15 protein-coding genes and 1 pseudogene are annotated in these 17,489 nt (G+C 67.7%); 10 read left to right on the forward strand and 6 right to left on the reverse strand.

The features are described 5' to 3' along the window. Position 1 precedes the first annotated feature (1 nt). Together ON21_RS34280 and ON21_RS34285 are read left to right on the forward strand one after the other, a co-directional pair. The gene (locus ON21_RS34280; protein WP_039805087.1) at positions 2-436 is read left to right on the forward strand and encodes a MarR family winged helix-turn-helix transcriptional regulator; all 435 of its coding nucleotides are present in this window, start codon (positions 2-4) and stop codon (positions 434-436) included. Between the two features lie 314 nt (positions 437-750). Further along, positions 751-1,947, forward strand: a complete 1,197-nt coding sequence (locus tag ON21_RS34285) for an FAD-dependent monooxygenase (RefSeq protein ID WP_039805090.1) — start codon at positions 751-753, stop codon at positions 1,945-1,947. A 14-nt stretch (positions 1,948-1,961) separates the two neighbouring features. Here the strand turns inward: ON21_RS34285 and ON21_RS34290 are convergent, their stop codons facing one another. After that, the gene (locus tag ON21_RS34290; protein WP_373281175.1) at positions 1,962-3,752 is read right to left on the reverse strand and encodes a serine/threonine-protein kinase PknD; all 1,791 of its coding nucleotides are present in this window, start codon (positions 3,750-3,752) and stop codon (positions 1,962-1,964) included. Positions 3,753-4,172: 420 nt separating this feature from the next. On the opposite strand from ON21_RS34290, the gene ON21_RS39795 reads away from it, so the two are divergent. Further along, positions 4,173-4,421 (forward strand): hypothetical protein, encoded by a 249-nt coding sequence (locus ON21_RS39795; RefSeq protein ID WP_218004204.1) that lies wholly within the window; start codon positions 4,173-4,175, stop codon positions 4,419-4,421. Positions 4,422-4,451: 30 nt separating this feature from the next. Next, complete coding sequence (locus ON21_RS34295) at positions 4,452-5,081, forward strand: phosphotransferase (protein ID WP_218004205.1); 630 nt, start codon at positions 4,452-4,454, stop codon at positions 5,079-5,081. A gap of 51 nt (positions 5,082-5,132) precedes the next feature. Here ON21_RS34295 and ON21_RS34300 read toward each other — a convergent pair whose 3' ends face one another. Beyond that, positions 5,133-6,410 carry a serine hydrolase domain-containing protein gene (locus ON21_RS34300; RefSeq protein WP_083881088.1) on the reverse strand — a complete coding sequence of 426 codons (1,278 nt, stop codon included), beginning with the start codon at positions 6,408-6,410 and terminating at the stop codon, positions 5,133-5,135. A 545-nt stretch (positions 6,411-6,955) separates the two neighbouring features. Between ON21_RS34300 and ON21_RS34305 the strand changes: the two genes are divergently transcribed. Next, the gene (locus tag ON21_RS34305; RefSeq protein WP_086006529.1) at positions 6,956-8,152 is read left to right on the forward strand and encodes a L,D-transpeptidase; all 1,197 of its coding nucleotides are present in this window, start codon (positions 6,956-6,958) and stop codon (positions 8,150-8,152) included. Positions 8,153-8,294: 142 nt separating this feature from the next. Next, positions 8,295-9,392 carry a YihY/virulence factor BrkB family protein gene (locus tag ON21_RS34310; RefSeq protein WP_083881079.1) on the forward strand — a complete coding sequence of 366 codons (1,098 nt, stop codon included), beginning with the start codon at positions 8,295-8,297 and terminating at the stop codon, positions 9,390-9,392. A 10-nt stretch (positions 9,393-9,402) separates the two neighbouring features. Here ON21_RS34310 and ON21_RS34315 read toward each other — a convergent pair whose 3' ends face one another. Beyond that, positions 9,403-9,828 carry an MmyB family transcriptional regulator gene (locus tag ON21_RS34315; RefSeq protein WP_245562856.1) on the reverse strand — a complete coding sequence of 142 codons (426 nt, stop codon included), beginning with the start codon at positions 9,826-9,828 and terminating at the stop codon, positions 9,403-9,405. Positions 9,829-10,022: 194 nt separating this feature from the next. On the opposite strand from ON21_RS34315, the gene ON21_RS34320 reads away from it, so the two are divergent. Next, entirely contained in the window at positions 10,023-11,021 is a 999-nt protein-coding gene (locus ON21_RS34320; RefSeq protein ID WP_039805095.1) for an SDR family oxidoreductase, read from the forward strand. 87 nt (positions 11,022-11,108) lie between these two features. Here ON21_RS34320 and ON21_RS34325 read toward each other — a convergent pair whose 3' ends face one another. Both ON21_RS34325 and ON21_RS37770 read right to left on the reverse strand, forming a co-directional pair. Beyond that, a complete protein-coding gene (locus tag ON21_RS34325; RefSeq protein ID WP_039805096.1) occupies positions 11,109-12,542 on the reverse strand; it encodes an aminobutyraldehyde dehydrogenase in 1,434 nt (477 codons plus the stop codon). A gap of 95 nt (positions 12,543-12,637) precedes the next feature. Next, positions 12,638-12,784: pseudogene (locus tag ON21_RS37770) on the reverse strand (SDR family NAD(P)-dependent oxidoreductase); the annotation flags it as partial. 125 nt (positions 12,785-12,909) lie between these two features. On the opposite strand from ON21_RS37770, the gene ON21_RS34330 reads away from it, so the two are divergent. The 3 genes from ON21_RS34330 to ON21_RS34340 all read left to right on the forward strand — a co-directional run bounded on the left by ON21_RS34330 (position 12,910) and on the right by ON21_RS34340 (position 16,077). Continuing rightward, on the forward strand, positions 12,910-13,662 hold the full coding sequence (locus ON21_RS34330) for a TetR/AcrR family transcriptional regulator (protein ID WP_083881081.1): 753 nt from the start codon (positions 12,910-12,912) through the stop codon (positions 13,660-13,662). A gap of 137 nt (positions 13,663-13,799) precedes the next feature. After that, a complete protein-coding gene (locus tag ON21_RS34335; protein WP_039805098.1) occupies positions 13,800-15,491 on the forward strand; it encodes a CocE/NonD family hydrolase in 1,692 nt (563 codons plus the stop codon). Between the two features lie 139 nt (positions 15,492-15,630). After that, positions 15,631-16,077: a DUF6069 family protein gene (locus ON21_RS34340; protein ID WP_051021753.1), complete on the forward strand. Its 447-nt coding sequence runs from the start codon at positions 15,631-15,633 to the stop codon at positions 16,075-16,077. A gap of 478 nt (positions 16,078-16,555) precedes the next feature. On the opposite strand, the gene sigJ is transcribed toward ON21_RS34340, so the two are convergent. Next, entirely contained in the window at positions 16,556-17,446 is an 891-nt protein-coding gene (gene sigJ / locus ON21_RS34345; RefSeq protein ID WP_039805100.1) for an RNA polymerase sigma factor SigJ, read from the reverse strand. Positions 17,447-17,489 lie beyond the last annotated feature (43 nt).

Below are 17,489 nucleotides of genomic sequence, written 5' to 3' on the forward strand. Positions count from 1 at the left end.
CATGGCAGAAGGTCCCCGCGTCGACACGGCCCAGCTGATGGAGCTGCTGTCGGTGTCGCTCGGCGTCTACTACGGCGACTTCACCGTCGCGGCGGCGAGTGAGAACCTGACAGCGAGCCAGGGCAAGGCGCTGACCGTGCTGCGCCGGGGGCCCGTCGCGATGCGCGCCCTGGCCGAGACCTTGGCCTGCGACGCCTCCAACGTGACCGGGATCATCAACCGGCTGGAGAAGCGTGGCCTGGTACGACGGGAGGCCAGCGAATCCGACCGGCGCGTCACCAATCTCGTCATCACGCCCGAGGGTGAACAGGTGACCGACACGATCCGGGCGAAGATGCGCGCCACCCAAGACGGCTTGAACAGGCTCGGTGACCAGGACCGAGACTGTCTGTACGCGCTGCTGGAACGAGTTTTCGTCGCCCCGCGAGTCAGCTGAGCGGACAAACCTACGTCGGTCGCAGGTCGATAGGCGTCCACGACTCCGGTCCCACCGCCCGCCCCGCCCAGCACACCACAGTGCGCGCCGACGAGCCACCGTGACGGGCGCAGCGGGTGGACACGATCTCGGCCGCACCGATGAATTCTGTGGGGACCCGCCGTCCATACCGCTGGAGACACCGACAGCGGTGGGCCTGAGCCGGGAGCGTCCCAGCGCGGGCAGAAACACACGGAGGCAATGATGAGCGTCGAGGACCTCACGCAACAGCAAACGACCCGGACAGTGATCCGGCCGGGTGAGCAGGGGGCGCAGTGAGCGGTATCAGGGTGTTGGTGGCGGGGGCGAGCATCGCGGGGCCCGCGTTGGCGCACTGGCTGCGCCGTCGGGGTGCCGAGGTGACCGTGGTGGAGCGCGCCCCCGAGCTGCGTCCGGGTGGGCAGGCGGTGGACGCGCGCGGGGTGGCCAAAGAGGTCATCCGGCGGATGGGGCTGGACGCGGCGGTGCGCGCGGCCTGCACCGAGACCGCGGGCGCGTACACCGTGGACGCGGACGGGAACGTGCTGGAGACCTACCGAGCGGACGACGACGGCGGCGACGGGTACATCGCGGAGATCGAGATCTTGCGCGGTGATTTGTCCCAGGTGCTCTACGACGACACCCGCGACGGTGTCGAGTACGTCTTCGGGGACCGGATCGCCGAACTGACCCAGGACGCGGACGGGGTCGACGTGGTTTTCGCGGGCGGCGACCGGCGGCGCTTCGATCTGGTGGTCGGGGCGGATGGGCTGCACTCGGCGCTGCGAGGGATGGTCTTCGGGCCGCACGAGCGGTTCGTTCGCCATCTCGGGCTCGTGCTGGCCTTCTACAGCGTGCCCAACGAGTTCGGGCTGGATCGCTGGCTGATCGATTACCAGGAGTCCGGGCGCTCCGCGGGCCTGCGGCCCATCCGGGATGCCGGCCGGGCGATGGCCATGTTCTCCTTCCCCGCGGGCGACCTCGAGGTGGACTACCGCGACGTCGCGGCCCAGAAGCGGCTGCTGCGTGAGCGGATGGCGGATTTGGGCTGGTTGACCCCGCGCATCCTCGCGCACTTGGACGACACCCCGGACTTCTATCTCGACCAGGTCGCCCAGGTGGTGATGGACCGCTGGTCGAGCGGGCGGGTGGGGCTGCTCGGGGACGCGGCGTTCAGCGCGTCGCCGATGTCGGGGGCGGGCACCGGGCTGGCCTTGGTGGGCGCCTACCTGCTGGCCGGTGAACTGGCCGCCGCCGACTGGGATCCGGAGGCCGGGTTCGCCGGTTACGAGCGGCGGATGCGCTCGTTCGTCGAGGCCAACCAGGAGATCGGCCGGTTGCACGTGCGCAGCCGCGAGGTCCCCGGGCCGGACGCCGAGCCGAGTATCGATTTCGCCGGCGAATGGTTCACCGAGTTGGTCGAGCGTGCGATCAACGGCGTCGAACTGCCCGACTACGCGGAGGTGCCGGACTCCGGGGCCGCGATCGTGTAGCCCGGATTCGGTGTTCAGCCGGCCGGGAGTTTCACCACCGGATCAGGGCCCAGGTCGGTGATGTATACGGCGCCCGCCGAGTCGACCGCCACACCTTGCGGATTCTTCAGGCCGGTGAACGGCAGCGGGGTCGGTGTCGACGCGCCCGACGCCAACATCACCACCCATTTGTTACCCCAGTCGACGACGTACACGTCTCCCGCCGTGTCGACCGCCAAACCCTGGGGATCCTTGAGCCCGGTGAACGGCAACATGGTCGGTGCCGACGCGCCCGCCGCCAACATCCGCACCTGCTCGGTACCCAATTCGGTGACGTAGACGTTGCCCGCCGGGTCGACCGCCACACCATCGGGACCTTGCAGCCCCGTCAACGGCAGCGTCGTCGGCGTCGACGCGCCCGCCGCCAACTTCAGCACCCGATCGTTACCCCGGTCGGCGACGTACACGTCTCCCGCGCCGCCGACCGCCACACCATGGGGATCCTTCAGGCCGGTGAACGGCAGCGCGGTCGGCGTCGACGCGCCCGCCGCCAGCTTCAGCACCCGATCGTTACTCGTGTCGCTGACGTAGACGTTGCCCGCCGGGTCGGCCGCCACATCCTGGGGATTCTTCAGACCGGTGAACGGCAGCGCGGTCGGCGTCGACGCGCCCGCCGCCAGTTTCAGCACCCGATCGCTACCCATGTCGGTGACGTAGACGTTGCCCGCCATGTCGACCGCCACACCGGTGGGCAGGCTGACGCCGGTGAACGGCAGCGAAGTCTGTGACGAGTAGCCCGAGGCGATGGGTGTGGGCGAGTTGCCACCGCCGCCTGGTTCCCGTTGGACGCCCAGGACGACGGCTACGACGGCCACCGCCGCCACCGCGACCGCGGCGGCGAGCAGCCCGGCGGTTCTGGGCGACAGTCTGATTCGCCGCCCATGGCGCCCAACTTTCACGGTGGCGCTGACCGGGGAATCGTCCACCGCGGCGCAGGCCGCAGCAGCCAGTTCGCGCACAGTCCGGTAGCGATCGCGGGGGTTTTTGGCCATTCCCTTGGCGATGACCGCGTCGAACGCAGCCGGTACGCCGGGTGTGGTGACGCTGGGACGCGGCGGCGGGGTGTGCAGATGATGGGCCATCACACCCTGCATCCCCAATTCGCTCGCGAACGGCGGCCGACCGGTCAGGCACTCGTACAGCACGCACGTCAGCGCGTAAACGTCCACTCGGGCATCGGCCTTGACTTCCGCTCCGATTTCCTCCGGCGCCATGTAGGCGGCGGTGCCGATGGTCTCGCCGGTCGCGGTCAGCGTACGGTCGTCGGCGGCGTGGGCGATTCCGAAGTCGATCAGGGAGGCGAACTCATCGGCCCCCAGCAGGATATTGGTGGGTTTGACATCGCGGTGGACCAGACCAGCGTCGTGGGCCGCCTGCAGCGCGCCGGCCACCTGGGCGATGATCGCCACTGCCCGCCGCGGCGACAAGGCGCCTTCCCGCGCGATCAGCGTGCGCAGGTCGGTGCCCTCGATCAGGCGCATATTCAGATAGAGCCGACCGTCGATGTCGCCGAAGTCGTGGATGGGGATCACATGCGGTTCGGTCAATTGCGCCACCGCCCGGCACTCCCGGCGGAACCGCTCGCGCAACTGCTCGTCATCGGCGAAGCGCTCGGGCAACACTTTCAGCGCCACCACCCGGTTGGTCAGCGAATCATGCGCCCGCCACACCTGGCCCATGCCGCCCTGACCCAGCAACGACAACAGCCGATAGCGCCCGAACACCTCGGCCGGCCCCGGCCCCCGTGCGGTTTCCCCGCCATTCACTGATGAGTCATTCATTGTGCCGTCCCGTGACCACTTGTCTGGCTAACGGCGTACTCGCTTACATTCCAGCCCGCGCCTGCGAGCAGGTAGCTCCACACTAGCCGATCCGGCCAGACCGGATGCTCGATCGTCGGGCGCTGTCGTCGGTGTCATCGGAGGTCATGGCGCACCTGGTCACGGCGTATCCGCCGGTGGTCATGTCCATCCTGCTCACCGGCGCCGCCCGCATCATCTGCTCCCTCTGATCCGCCCGGCGCCGCAGACTCGTCGACTGCGACGGTACGTCCGATCCGACGGTGGCAGGCGTCGGCCACGCCGGACCGATGCGGCGCGGTTGCGTCCTCGGATGTCCAGCATCGCTCGCGCGCCCCGTACCCCATCGGGCGGGACGAGCGGATTGCGGATTTCTAGAGTTGTGGCATGGAAATTCGGGATGACGATCGTGCCATGGGCGTCCGGGATGTTGTGGCCGCGCAATTGCCCGGCTATCGGATCGACTCGGTGGTGCTGTTGGGGGAGGGGGAGGACAACGTTGCCTATGAGGTCAACGGGGAATTGATCGTGCGCTTCAGTAAGGAACCCGATCCCGACAGCCGAGCCGCGCGGGTGATCGAGGAAGCCGGTTTGCTGGCTGCTGTCGCGGACATCTCTCCACTTCCGGTGCCCTAGCCGTGTTTCAGGGTTGTCGAGCGGGGCTGCTTGGCGTATTTCGAACTACCTGGCCGACCACTGATAGACCTGCCCGCGTCGTGGCGATCGGCCCATGCGCGGTCGATCGCCGCTGTGCTCGGTCGATTCCTTGCCGCTGTGCATGCCGTTCCCCTCGAGCGGATGGCCGACTTGGTGGACACCGACGACCAGCCGAAAGCGCTGTGGCTCGACGAGGCCGCCAGGACCTACGACGCGATCGCGGATGTGGTGCCCCGGGCGCATCGGTCGGCTGTAGAGGTATTCCTCGGCTCGATGCCGATGACCGATCGCTACGGCCTGGTGTTCTCCCACAACGATCTGGGGATCGAACACGTTCTCGTGGACGATGTTTCGGGCACGGTTACCGGTGTCATCGATTGGAGTGACGCCGCGATCGTCGATCCGGCTCATGATTTCGGCCTTGTCTACCGCGACCTCGGCCCAGCCGCACTGGACACGGCGTTGGAAAATTATCGGACCAGTGCCGCCGACTCGCGGGCGATCCGGGAGCGTGCTGCTTTCTATGCCAGGTGCAGCGTGTTGGAGGATATGGCCTACGGGCACGAGAACGGGCTTCACCGGTATCTCGAGAAGAGCCTTGCGGCACTGACGTGGCTTTTTCCGGTTTCTGCCCACTGACCTCGATCCTACGTCCGGTGGGCAACCGAGTGCGCCCGCGCTGAGCCGCCGTTACCGGATCCCAGGGGTCGCCGGGTGCGGGCCGACGCAGCCGAGGATGAAGCAGCCCGGTGGCCAATTCGCGAACGGCGCGGACATGGGCTTGCCCAGGCAGGACAGCGGGTTGCAGCCCGGGTAGGCCATCGGGCCGATACCGAGCGCGGCGAGGGTCGCGTCCGGATTCGAGATCATCGGATCGGACAGTTGGACATCCGATTGTTGTTCGTAGGGTGCTGCGGCGGGTATGCGGGGTTCTCGGAAGGCGGCGCCGACCGCACGTAGGACATCGTGCGGGAAGCTCACCGCGCTCCCGGGAACCGTGACGCCGGTCCAACTGACCATCAGTCCGAGGCTCGGCACGACGAAGTTGTCCTGCCGCATCATTCCCGACATCTGCAGGGCATCCGGCGGCAGACCGGGGAAGTAGTTGGCGCAGTCCGGCCCGTTCACGACGAACAGGAAGCCGTAGCACGGGTTCGTCGGGGCGGGCCGGCCGGCCTGTGCGAGATAGTCCTGCGAGATGATCTGATGACCGCCCCACTCGCCGCGATTGGTGAGCAGGAGGCCGAGCTTGGCGAAGTCGTCCGGTGGCAGCAGCAGATGCGCGTAGCCGTAGGTGTTTCCGCTGCGGTCACGCCCCCAGAAGTAGTCCGTCGGCGGAATGCCCAACGGATCGAACAGCTTTCGCTGCGCGTACGCTTGGAAGTCCTCCTCGACCGCACGCTGGATGACGTACACGAGCAGATCGACCGCGCGCTGACTGTAGCGCCACTCGGTGCCCTGCTGCTGATCGATCGGCATCGCCAACGCCTGCGCGACCACATTCGGATCGATTTGGGCCAACCCGGTGATGCCCTCGGAGGCCACCGCCACCCGCATGCCGCTGGATTCGATGAGCAGATTCCGCACTGTGATCGCGCGATGTCCGGGATCGCCGAGTTCGGACGGCAGATACGCGCCGATCGGGTCATCGAGCCGCAGCCGCTGCTCGTCCACCGCGATCCCGGCCACCATCGAAACCACGCTCTTGGTGCTGCTCCACAGATTCCACGGAACACCGGCGGCCCGCGGGTTGTTCGGGCCGGTCGCGATGAGGCAATTGTTCCGGAAGATCTGCAGCGTCGTGCGCGTCGAATCCGCCGCGAGCGCCACCGCCTGGCGCAGCGCCGCCGGATCGAGTCCGACCTCCTCCGGCGTCGCCGTTTCGGGCACCCGTCCACTGCTGACCGCGCACTGCCTGAGCCCGTCCGGCCCGGCCTGCGCGGCTACCGGTGCGCCAACCCCTAGCATCGACAGGGCCACCGTAATGACCACTACCGCAATGCTTCTCATTTCTCGCCCCACGCAGGCCTCCGCTCTCGACGAACTCCACCTGGCTCATCGCCCCCGCCGCACCCGCGGTTACCGCCTCGGCCGCCCCTACTTGTAGGGGCCGACCTGCACCTGATCGCCAGACGGCTTCGGGGCAGCCCGTCATCGGTCCCGACTACCTCGACGCCCACCTGCGCCGATGCCGTCCCCGGCGCCGACGAGACGAGCGCACCCGCAGCCAGGGCCGGCCCGGCCGTCATGCGCGCGCTCGCCCGCTCGCTGCCTGGACGCGATGGAGTCCCACGAAACGGCGGAGTCCGGGCGCCACGTGCCAGGTGATCCATGATCGTGGGGCTTTGCAGACCGCCGACGACCGTCTCGGGCGAACCGGAACCGATCGAGGAACGGTATCGGTTGTGCGGCGGATCGGTGGAGATGCCGGTCGTCGGTGCCACGGGCGGTGTGTGGCTGCCGCATGCTGACGGGCGGAGGTCGGCCCAGCATCCGGAGAAGGGAGATGGACGGTGGCATTGGGACGTCGTCAGCTGCTGATCGGCTTCGCCGGTGCGGGTGGCCTCGCCCTGGCCGGATGGGGGTTGACGCGAGAACTCGCGCAGCCACCGAAACCCGTCACGCTCCGATTCGATCCTCCACCCGGCGCCCGCGATGTCGATGCGCGTACCCCCGGCACGATCACCGTCACCGACGGGACGCTGAGGTCGGTCGAATGGATCGATGAAACGGGCAGATCGGTGCCGGGCACGTCGGCGCCCGATCAACGAACCTGGACCAGCGCCGAGCCACTCGGCTACGGACACACCTACACCGCGAAAGCCGTTGCCCACGGCGAAACCGGCGACGTCACCGCGACGGCGACCTGCACCACGGTGGCGCCGCAACGGCTCATCGATGTCTCGCTGCGCTCCGCCAATCTCGTCGAGCTGGCCGAAAACGACACCTACGGAGTAGGTTTCGTGCTCGTCGCCCATTTCGACGAGCCCGTGGATCGGGCAGCGGTCGAACGCCACCTGAAGGTCACCACCGAGCCTCCCGTCGATGGTGGCTGGTACTGGCTCGACGAGCAGAACGCGCACTGGCGGCCGGAGCACTATCACGCACCGGGAACCAGGATCACGATCGAGGCGGAACTCTTCGGCCTCGCGCTCGGCGAGGGCCGTTACGGCTCACGGGATCAACGGGTTTCGGTGATCATCGGGCCCGCGCACGTCGCGGTCGCCGACGACGACACCAAACAGATCGAGGTCTTCGACAACGGAAACCTCGTGCGCACCATGCCCACATCGATGGGCATGGGCGGCACCGCGGTCGTCGGCGGCAGAGTCATGTCGTTCTGGACTCGGCCGGGCATCTACACCGTGCTGGACCGAAAGGATCCGGTGATCATGGACTCCGCCAGCTACGGCCTGCCCACCAACTCCGCGCTCGGCTACCGCACGAGCATCAACCATGCCGTCCGCATCAGCCACGACGGAATCTTCGTGCACGAACTGGCTGCGAGTATGTGGGCTCAAGGCAACACCAACGTCTCACACGGCTGCCTGAACCTCTCCCCGGCCGACGCCACATGGTTCTACGACTTCGTCATCCCCGGCGATGTGGTCGAAGTCCGCAACACCGGCGGCGACCCCCTCGATATCTGGCAGAACGGCGATTGGAGCATTCCGTGGACCGACTGGCTCCGCGGTGGCGCCCACACCTGACACGAACGAGAAAGGGGCGCGGAACTCGCTCCCGGAAGCCGGGCCGAGCAGTTTCGGCAACGCCGCTTCGGGCACCACTCGTTCGACGGGGGCTCCGGCCCCGGGGTGAAGCGAGACGGACGTGTGTGAGCGAGGCGAGCCCATGACGACAGAGCACAATGCGGCGAAACGGCACGAGGGCCAGCGAGCCGACCCGGCGGATACCCGAGATCATCTCGGGTCGCCGGTCGATGCCACCGATGCCGAAGCCAGGCCGGATCTGGACCGCGACGAGCCCGACAGCCCCGCCGACCTGTCGAAACCCTCCCTGATTGCGGTGGTCGAGCGTGCGGGCAAAGAGTTTCGGCGCGACAACCTCACCGATCTGGCCGCCGCCCTCACCTACTACGCGGTGTTGTCGATCGTGCCCGGCCTGATCGTCCTGGTTTCCCTACTGGGCCTGCTCGGCCCGAACGCCGCGGACGAACTCGTCGACCAGGTCCGGCAGATCGTGCCGGGTTCGAGCGCGGATTTCGTGCGCAGCCTCGTCGACCAAGCGCAGGCGAACAAACACGGCGCAGGCTGGGGCGCGATCCTCGGTCTCGCCGTCGCGCTCTGGTCCGCCTCAGGGTATGTGGCGGCCTTCATGCGCGCCTCCAACGTCGTCTACGGCATCGGCGAGGGCAGGCCGATCTGGAAGACGACACCCATCCGGCTCGGCGTCACGATCGTCGCGATGATCCTGCTCGTCCTCAGCGCCGCCATCGTGGTGGCGAGCGGACCGGTCGCCCAGCAGATCGGCGACTTCCTCGGCCTCGGGGACACGACGGTGACCATCTGGAACATCGCCAAATGGCCGGTGCTGTTCGTCTTGGTGTCGGCGCTGCTGGCCATCCTGTTCTGGGCCAGCCCGAACGCCCGCCAAGGCGGCATCAAGTGGATCAGCCCGGGCGGGGTGATCGCCGTCCTCATCTGGCTGGTCATCTCGGCGCTGTTCTCCGTCTACATCGCCAACTTCTCCTCCTACGACAAGACCTATGGCTCGCTCGCCGGGGTGGTGATCTTCCTGGTGTGGCTTTGGCTGACCAATATCGCGCTGCTGCTCGGAGCCGAGATCAACGCGGAACTCGACCACGGCAAAGCCATCGCCCAGGGGCTTCCCGAAGAAGCGCAGCCCTTCGCCGTTCCGCGCGACACGCGCAAACTCGACGACGCGGAGAAGGAGGCGGTCCGAGCGGCGGAATCCGCGCGGCGGGAATGATCCGCGTCGATCACCGCCGGTCACGCACCGGAGGAGTCCGCGGGGCGATGTGTTGGGCTCCGATAACGGAGAGAAGCTGTAGTTTCTCGTAGCTTTCGTTCCCGGGGGCGGCGGTGTAGACGAGCAGCAGGTGTGACTGTTCGGGATCGAGAAGTGTTTGGCAGGTCAGTTCCAAGGCGCCGACCTCGGGGTGTCTGTACCGTTTGACGCCGTTGTAGTGGATGCCGATTTCGTGTTCGTTCCAGACGGTGCGGAATTCTTCGCTGCGGTCGAGCAGCAGGTCCATGAGGTGCGCGGCCCGTGATCCTGGCCCGCGGAGTGTGACCATCTTGCGCAGTCCGGCGGCGAAGACGCGGGAGTGCAGACCGACGTCTTCGGGTTGAAGTGATTCTCGACGTCGGCGCAGGAACTCGGCGAGCCCCGCTCGATCGATCACGGCTACTTCCTCTCTTCGGTCCGGTGCTGTTCAGTCTGCCCGCGGTGCCGGACGGCTGCCTGGGATAGTCGATCCCCCCTTCGAATGACTGCCGGCGGGATCTCGCGTGCCTGGGATCGAGAGGCCGTGGATATCCCGGTGGATCGGGCGAAGCCTGGATCACGTCCACCAACCAGGAAAACAAGGAGCAGCACATGGCACGCACACGACCGGACGTCACCGTTCCCGACCTCTCCGGGAAGCTCGCCGTCGTCACCGGCGCCAGCGACGGGGTCGGGCTGGGCCTGGCGACCCGCTTCGCCGCCGCCGGCGCCGAGGTCGTCATGCCTGTCCGCAACCCTCGCAAGGGCGAAGCGGCGGTCGAGAAGATCGAGCGGCGGCACCCGGAGGCGGTCCTGTCGCTGCGGGACCTCGACCTGTCGTCGTTGGACTCGGTCGCCGCGCTGGGGGCCACGCTGCGCGGCGAGAACCGTCCGATCCACATCCTCGTCAACAACGCCGGCGTGATGACTCCACCGGACCGGCAGACCACCACCGGCGGGTTCGAGTTGCAGTTCGGCAGCAACCACCTGGGGCACTTCGCTCTCGTCGCCCACCTGCTGCCCCTGCTGCGCGCCGGACGTGCGCGCGTGACCTCGCAGATCAGTGTCGCCGCGAACGAGAACGCCATCCATTGGGACGATCTGAACTGGGAACGGTCTTACCACGGCCGCCGCGCGTACAGCCAGTCCAAGATCGCGCTCGGCTTGTTCGGGCTCGAGCTGGATCGGCGTAGCAAGGCAGCGGGATGGGGGATCACCAGCAACCTCGCTCATCCCGGCGTTGCCCCGACCAGCCTCTTGTCCGCGCGCCCGGAGGTCGGCCGGGCGCGAGACACCGCTGCCGTGCGTGCCATTCGTGCTCTCTCCCGCCGCGGGATCCTCTTCGGGACGGTCGAGACCGCACTGCTTCCGGCCCTGCTGGCCGCCACCTCACCGGACGCGCGCGGCGGCCGCCTGTATGGTCCCAGCGGTCTCGGGCACCTGTCCGGACCTCCCGCCGAACAGGCCGTCTACTCCCGGCTGCGCAGCGAGGACGATGCCGAACGCATCTGGCGGATCTCCGAGAAGCTCACCGGCATCTCCTTTCCGGTCGTCGAGTCCGCGCGGCCCGGCCGAGAATCGACAGCTGCCGACAGTCGTCGGGCGCAGTGATCAGAGGAGTTCCGCAGATGTGGCGCTGGACGCGGTCAGCACGTCGTCGAGGTGGACGGTGGCTGGTCGTCGGTTCTGCCGGGATAGCTAGTCGATCTTGGCCATCACATGCTTGACCCGGGTGTAGTCCTCCAGCCCGTACATCGACAGATCCTTACCGTGCCCGGAGGACTTGAACCCGCCGTGCGGCATCTCGGCGATCAGCGCGGTGTGGGTGTTGATCCACACGCAGCCGAAGTCGAGTGCGGCCGACACGCGAAGCGCCCGCGCCACATCCTTGGTCCACACCGAGGACGCCAGCCCGTACTCGACGCCGTTGGCCCACCGGATCGCCTCGTCCTCGTCGGTGAACGACTGCACGGTGATCACCGGGCCGAAGATCTCGTTCTGGCTCATCCGGTCATGCTGCCGCAGCCCTCCGATGACCGTTGGCTCGACGTAATACCCGTGGTCGCCCTGCCGGTGCCCACCGGCCACGACCGAAGCGTGATCGGGCACCTCGTCGAGGAAGCCGAGCACCCGCCGCAGTTGGCCGGCGTTGTTGACCGGGGGTACCCAGGCATCCTCGTCATCGGCGGCCTTGCCGAATGTCGTTGTCGCACTACAGGCCTGCTCGGCCAGCGCCGCGGTCAGATCATCGGTCACGGACGCGTGACCGAGCACCCTGGTGGCCGCCGTGCAATCCTGCCCGGCGTTGAAATAGCCCGAGGCCGCGATACCACTGGCGGCCGCAGCGATATCGGCGTCGGGGAACACGATCACCGGTGCTTTGCCGCCCAACTCCAGATGCGTGCGTTTCAGTTGCCCTCCGGCCGCCTCCGCGACCGCACGACCCGCGGCCACCGAACCGGTGATCGATACCATCTGCGGGGTCGGATGCGTGACCACCGCCGCACCGGTCACCCGGTCGCCGGTCACCACGTTGAGAACGCCCGGCGGCAGGTGCTCGGCGGCCGATTCGGCCAGCATCACCGTCGTCACCGGGGTGGTGTCGCTGGGCTTGATCACCACGGTGTTGCCTGCCGCGATCGCGGGAACGAACTTCCAGATCGCCATCATCATCGGGTAGTTCCACGGCGTCACCTGCCCGATGACGCCGATCGGTTCCCGGCGGATCCAGGATGTGTGGCCCGCCAGGTACTCACAAGCCGACTTGCCCTCGAGTACCCGCGCCGCTCCCGCGAAGAACCGGATCTGATCCAGCATCTGGGGGATCTCCGCGGCCGAGGTGATGTGGTTCGGCTTGCCGGTGTTGCGACCTTCGGCCGCAACGAGCGCGTCGGCGACCTTCTCCACTTCGTCGGCGAAATCCAACAGCGCCTTCTGACGGTGCGACGGCGTCGTGCGCTTCCAGTCGCAGAACGCCTTCGCCGCCGCCGCGTACGCGTTGTCGATGTCCTGTTCGTTGGACACCGGCGCGGTGCCGTACCGATCGCCGGTGGCAGGGTCGACTAGCGCCATCGTCGCACCGCCGACCGAGTCGACGAGGTTGCCGTCGATGAAGTTCCGGACCACTGTCATGATGCCTCCTCGGTTACTCTGTTCCGTCGACAATTCGCTGGTGGGGACCTGTCGGTCGACTCGGCAGTCCGTCGGCGCACCTGTTTCTAATTGTTCATGGCGTCGAGTCCGGCCTTGGCCGCGGCATACGGCACGATCGATGGCCGCGGCCGGATGGATCCGCAGGAGCTGACATTGATGATGGAGCCGCGTCCCGCGGCTACCATGCGTTCGCCCACCAGCACCGAAAGCCGAAGTAGGCCTTCTGGATTCATCTCGCGTCCCAGCCCACGGCTGCCGCCGGGGAGGGAGGCGCGCAGATGGCGACGGCCGGAGTATGAGCGGTGACCTCGTCGCGGAGGCCGGCAATTTCACGGTATAGTGAAATATGCTTCGGCAACTGCTGAAGCATGGGCAGGCGGTCATGCGCGCTCGCGCGGCGGGCGAAAGAGGGCAGTGGAACATGGCGGTGCGAGCGGGAAGGGGTCCGCGGGGGGAACGCGGCGCGCAAGCGGACCGCATCCTGGCGGTGGCCCGCAAGTCCTTCGCCGAGCGGGGTTACAACGGAACCTCATTGCGGTCGGTGGCTCGGGACGCTGATGTGGACCCCACCCTGGTGAACTACTACTTCTCCAACAAGGCCGGATTGCTGAAGGCGGCGCTGGAGCCGCCGGAGGCCTTCGGTGCGGGCATTGCGGAGGCCGCCCGTGTCCCGCTGGAGGAGCGTGGACGAGCCTTCGTGGAGGCGGCCCTGCGCATGTGGGACGACCCCGCCACCTCGGAGGTCCTGCGCTCGATCATCCTTGCGGCCAGTCACGAGCCCTTCGCCATGGAGCGCCTTCGTTCGGTCTTCTCCGCACTCGTCCTCCAAGTGGTGTCGGCGAGCCTTCCGCACGACGAGGCCGAGCTGCGCTCGGATCTGGTCGCCACGCAGATCGTGGGCTTGGCGATGACGCGCTATGTCTGGGCGATCGACCGCATCGCGGACATGTCCTCGGAGCAGGTCGTCCGCCTGGTCGCGCCGACCGTGCAGCACTATCTCACGGGCGCCCTGGGCGAGGGCATCCCCGACCGCGAGCGACCGCTAGAGGTGGATGTCACCGCCGGTTCGACCGGGTCGGCGCAGACCGCCGGACGCTAGCACTCCCAAAATCTTTCCTCCTTCCCCGCCGCACCCGACATATTTTCACGGCATATGGAAATTACTCTTGCCTGCGGTGTGCCGACCCGCGTACGGTGAGGGCAGTTAATTTCCGTACGTGTGGAAATGAGAGTGCCATGGCGCGATTCAAGGCCGCTGGAGTAGAGCCCGGTCAGCGTCGGATGAACGGACCGCAGACCACCGGTCGTCGATACCGCAACCTGTCTGCGGTCCTTCATGAGATGACGCGCGAGGACAATGTGCCCGTCCCGGTCCGCGACGGCACCGAGCTACTGGCCGACGTCCACCGGCCCGACGCGGAGGGCAGGTTCCCCGCCCTCATCGCGGCGGCACCCTACCCCCGCCAGTTGCAGGACCTCGGCGCCCCGGCGGCCTTCATCGAGGCGGGGGCCAGCGACTTCTGGGTGCCGCGCGGCTACGCCCACGTCATCGCCAACCTTCGCGGCACGGTCGGCTCCGGCGGCGCCTACACCTTCTTCGACAGGCAAGAGCGCGAGGACCTGTTCGACCTGGTCGAGTGGGTCGCCGGGCAGCCCTGGTGCGACGGGAACGTGGGCATGATCGGCATCAGCTACTACGCCATGAGCCAGTTGGAGGCGGCCACCCAGCGCCCGCCACATCTGAAGGCGCTGTTCCCCTTCAACGTCACCGTCGGGGTACGGGAAGCCGCCTACCACAACGGCCTGTTGAGCGAAGCCTTCATCATCCCCTGGTTCCATGCGTTGGGCGTCCTGTCCGCCCACGGGGACCGCCTCTATCGCAAGGGCCTGTCCCGTCTCCTGCGCCGGTTGCTCGCCGTCCCCGCCGTCCACCGGCGGTTCAGCCGGACCGACGGTGTCCAGGCAACCCGTGGCCTGCGGCTCGTCAGCCGTTTCCACCACGACGCCCACCCATGGAACGACCTGCTCGAGGCAGTGATCTCCGATCACCCCACCCGGGACGCGTGGTGGGACGACCGTGACCTGACCGGACTGCTCGCCGATGTCGACATCCCCGTCTACCTCGGCGGCGAGTGGTCCAACGTCCCCCTCCACCTGACGGGCCTGTTCCGAGCCCGGGACGCGCTCGCGCACAACCCGCACGTGCGCATGGCCATGCTCGGGGACCACAGCCTGCCCTGGCCATGGGAGAGCATGCACATCGAGGCCCTCGCGTGGTTCGACCACTGGCTCAAGGACCGGGACACCGGCATCCTCGAAGGTCCTGCCATCCGCTACTGGCTACCCGGGGCGGAACAGTGGCGCACCGCCGACGCCTGGCCCCCGCCGGCCACCCACCTTGCTCTGGCCCTCAGCGCCGACGGCTCGCTGACGGCCGACGAGCGGCCGGGTGAACGCCGCTACGCCACCGACGGCGCGAACTCCATGCCGGCACAGCTCAATTGGACCAGCGATCCCCTTCCCGACGACATCGACATGGTCGGCCACCCCGAACTACGGCTTACCGCCACCAGTAGCGCGACCGACACGGCATGGATCCTGCTCCTGCAAGACGTCGGCCCCGACGGCAAGGCCTCCGACATCACCCAGGGCTGGCTGCGCGCAGGCATGCGCCACGTCGACGAGGACGCGAGTGAGACGGGCCGTCCCGTCCCTCCGGGAGAGCCGGTCGCCTACCGCATCCCGCTGGTGGCCAATGCCCGCCGATTCCAACGCGGGCACCGCATCCGGCTGATCCTCACCAGCGACGACAATCGCAAGGACTTCCAGCCCATGCTGCTGTTCAGTCATGCCCCCGTCGGGACGGCGGGCATCAACACGGTGCACTCCGGCTCACGTCTGCTCCTCCCGATCCTGGACGGCGAATGAACGGAATGGTCTCACGCCGCGACGCCCGGGCGGTCCGCTCGTCTCGACCGCCCGCCCGCCGGAACCGGCGTGGCCCCAAGACTTCGCCGCGGCGCCCGAGCCCAGGCAAGACCGTCCCGACCTTCGATGGAGTGCCCTGATGTCCACTACGTCCACCCGCCGGATCGACCCGAGCCTGCTCCGCCACGCATCCGCGGTCGGCGGCGCCGTCCTGGCCACAGCCCTGCTGTGGGCCGCAGCCCACAGCCTCGGCATCGAACTCCGCGTCGATGCCCGCGACGGACGGCCGGCTCAGGTGGTCGGCCTGCCTGTCGTCGCGGGCAGCACGCTCGTCGCCGCCCTGCTCGCCGCAGCGACGCGGAAGTGGTTGGACCGCTGGGGCGACCGGGCCCCGAGGGCCTGGGCCCGACTGGCCGTCACCGTGTTGCTGGTGTCGCTTCTGCCCATGACGTACGTCCAGGCGTCCGGCGGCGCCAAAGCCACCCTCACCCTCATGCACCTGGCAGTCGCCGCCGTCCTCGTTCCGCTCCTGGCCCGCGGAAGCGGCGACCGCCCCGGAAGGCAGCACACCGTAGGGCCGAAGTAATGCAATGCCATGTCACAGTGCGATTCCCGGGTTGGCCGCCGATCCACTACCGGGCCGATCCCGTCGCAGCGCACACTTTCGCGAAGGCAGTGTGTGAAATGGGAGTGGCAACCGTTCGAATCGATCAAGACATGCGCGAAGCATTGCGCCCCATGCCATATCAGCGCCTCTGGCGATGAACGCCCACCCCCCACACCGCGGGGGCGAGAGCGGGAAACTGCGACCGCCCGTTGGGGCGATCCGGGAGGCGCTCGTCCCAGGCCACGCTCGCCACCTGGCGCCGCCGACGTAGCGGAGACGTCAAAATCCGGCGATACCAACATGTTCCGGTCGAAGTTGGTGTCCAATTCCACTGATCAATGGTGTTGCGGATGACTATCAATCGGCGACGAAAACCCGTGCTGAGAAAGCCGATTCGCGGCACGTGCGTCCGAATGACGCGATCGTCGATCGGGTCTGCGGCCCGCCACCCGTCGGTTCAGCCGACCGTCCAGGGTCGCAGTTTCTCGGGATTGCGGATCGCCCAGATCCGGGTGATCCGGCCGTCGGCGATGTCGAAGGCGTAGACCGACACGATGGTGTCGGCGAGCTGTGCCACCAGGCCGGGTTGGCCGTTCACCGTGCGTTCGAGCAGTGTCACCTCGGGACCTCGGGCGGCGATCTGGATCCAAGCGTGCGCGATCTGCTCACCGCCGATGATCGGGTGGCGGAAGGCCGGGGCCAGGCCGCCGCTGTCGGCGATCGCGGTCGCGGTCGGATCGAGCAGGCCGATCAGGGCATCGATATCGCTTGTCTCCCAAGCGCGTTTGAAGTCCCTGACCACCTCGGAGCGCTCGGTGCCCGAGGGGGCTCGCGAGGTGTCGATGCGGCGGCGGGCGGAAGAGGCGAGCTGGCGGCAGGCCCCGGGGGTGCGCCCGACGACGGCGGCGATCTCGGCGAAGGAGTAGCGGAAGACATCGTGCAGGACGAACGCCACCCGCTCGGCGGGCGTCATGGAATCGAGCACGACCAGGAAGGCCATACTGATCGATTCGTCGAGGGTGATCCGGTCGGCCGGGTCGGCGGGGGCGCGACCACCGAACCATTCGTCGTGGCCGGGAATCGGCTCCGGAATCCACTCGCCCACGTATTGCTCCCGCCTGGCTCGCGCGGAGCCGAGCAGGTCGAGGCAGATGCGGCCCGCGACCGTGGTCAACCACGCGCCGGGCGCCGCGACATCGTTGCGCTGCCGCTCGGACAACGCGTACCAGCGCGTGTAGGTCTCCTGCACCACGTCCTCGGCTTCGGCGAGCGAGCCGAGCAACCGGTAGGCGAGATTGATCAGTTGACGGCGTTCGTTGATCACCGAGCGCAGTTGCGGATCGCTCATGGTGTTCGGCTCCTTCGGTCGATGCGTCCTTCACCGAATCCGA

Origin of the sequence: Nocardia araoensis NBRC 100135 (assembly GCF_000308435.1) — a bacterium.
Lineage (GTDB): Bacteria > Actinomycetota > Actinomycetes > Mycobacteriales > Mycobacteriaceae > Nocardia > Nocardia araoensis.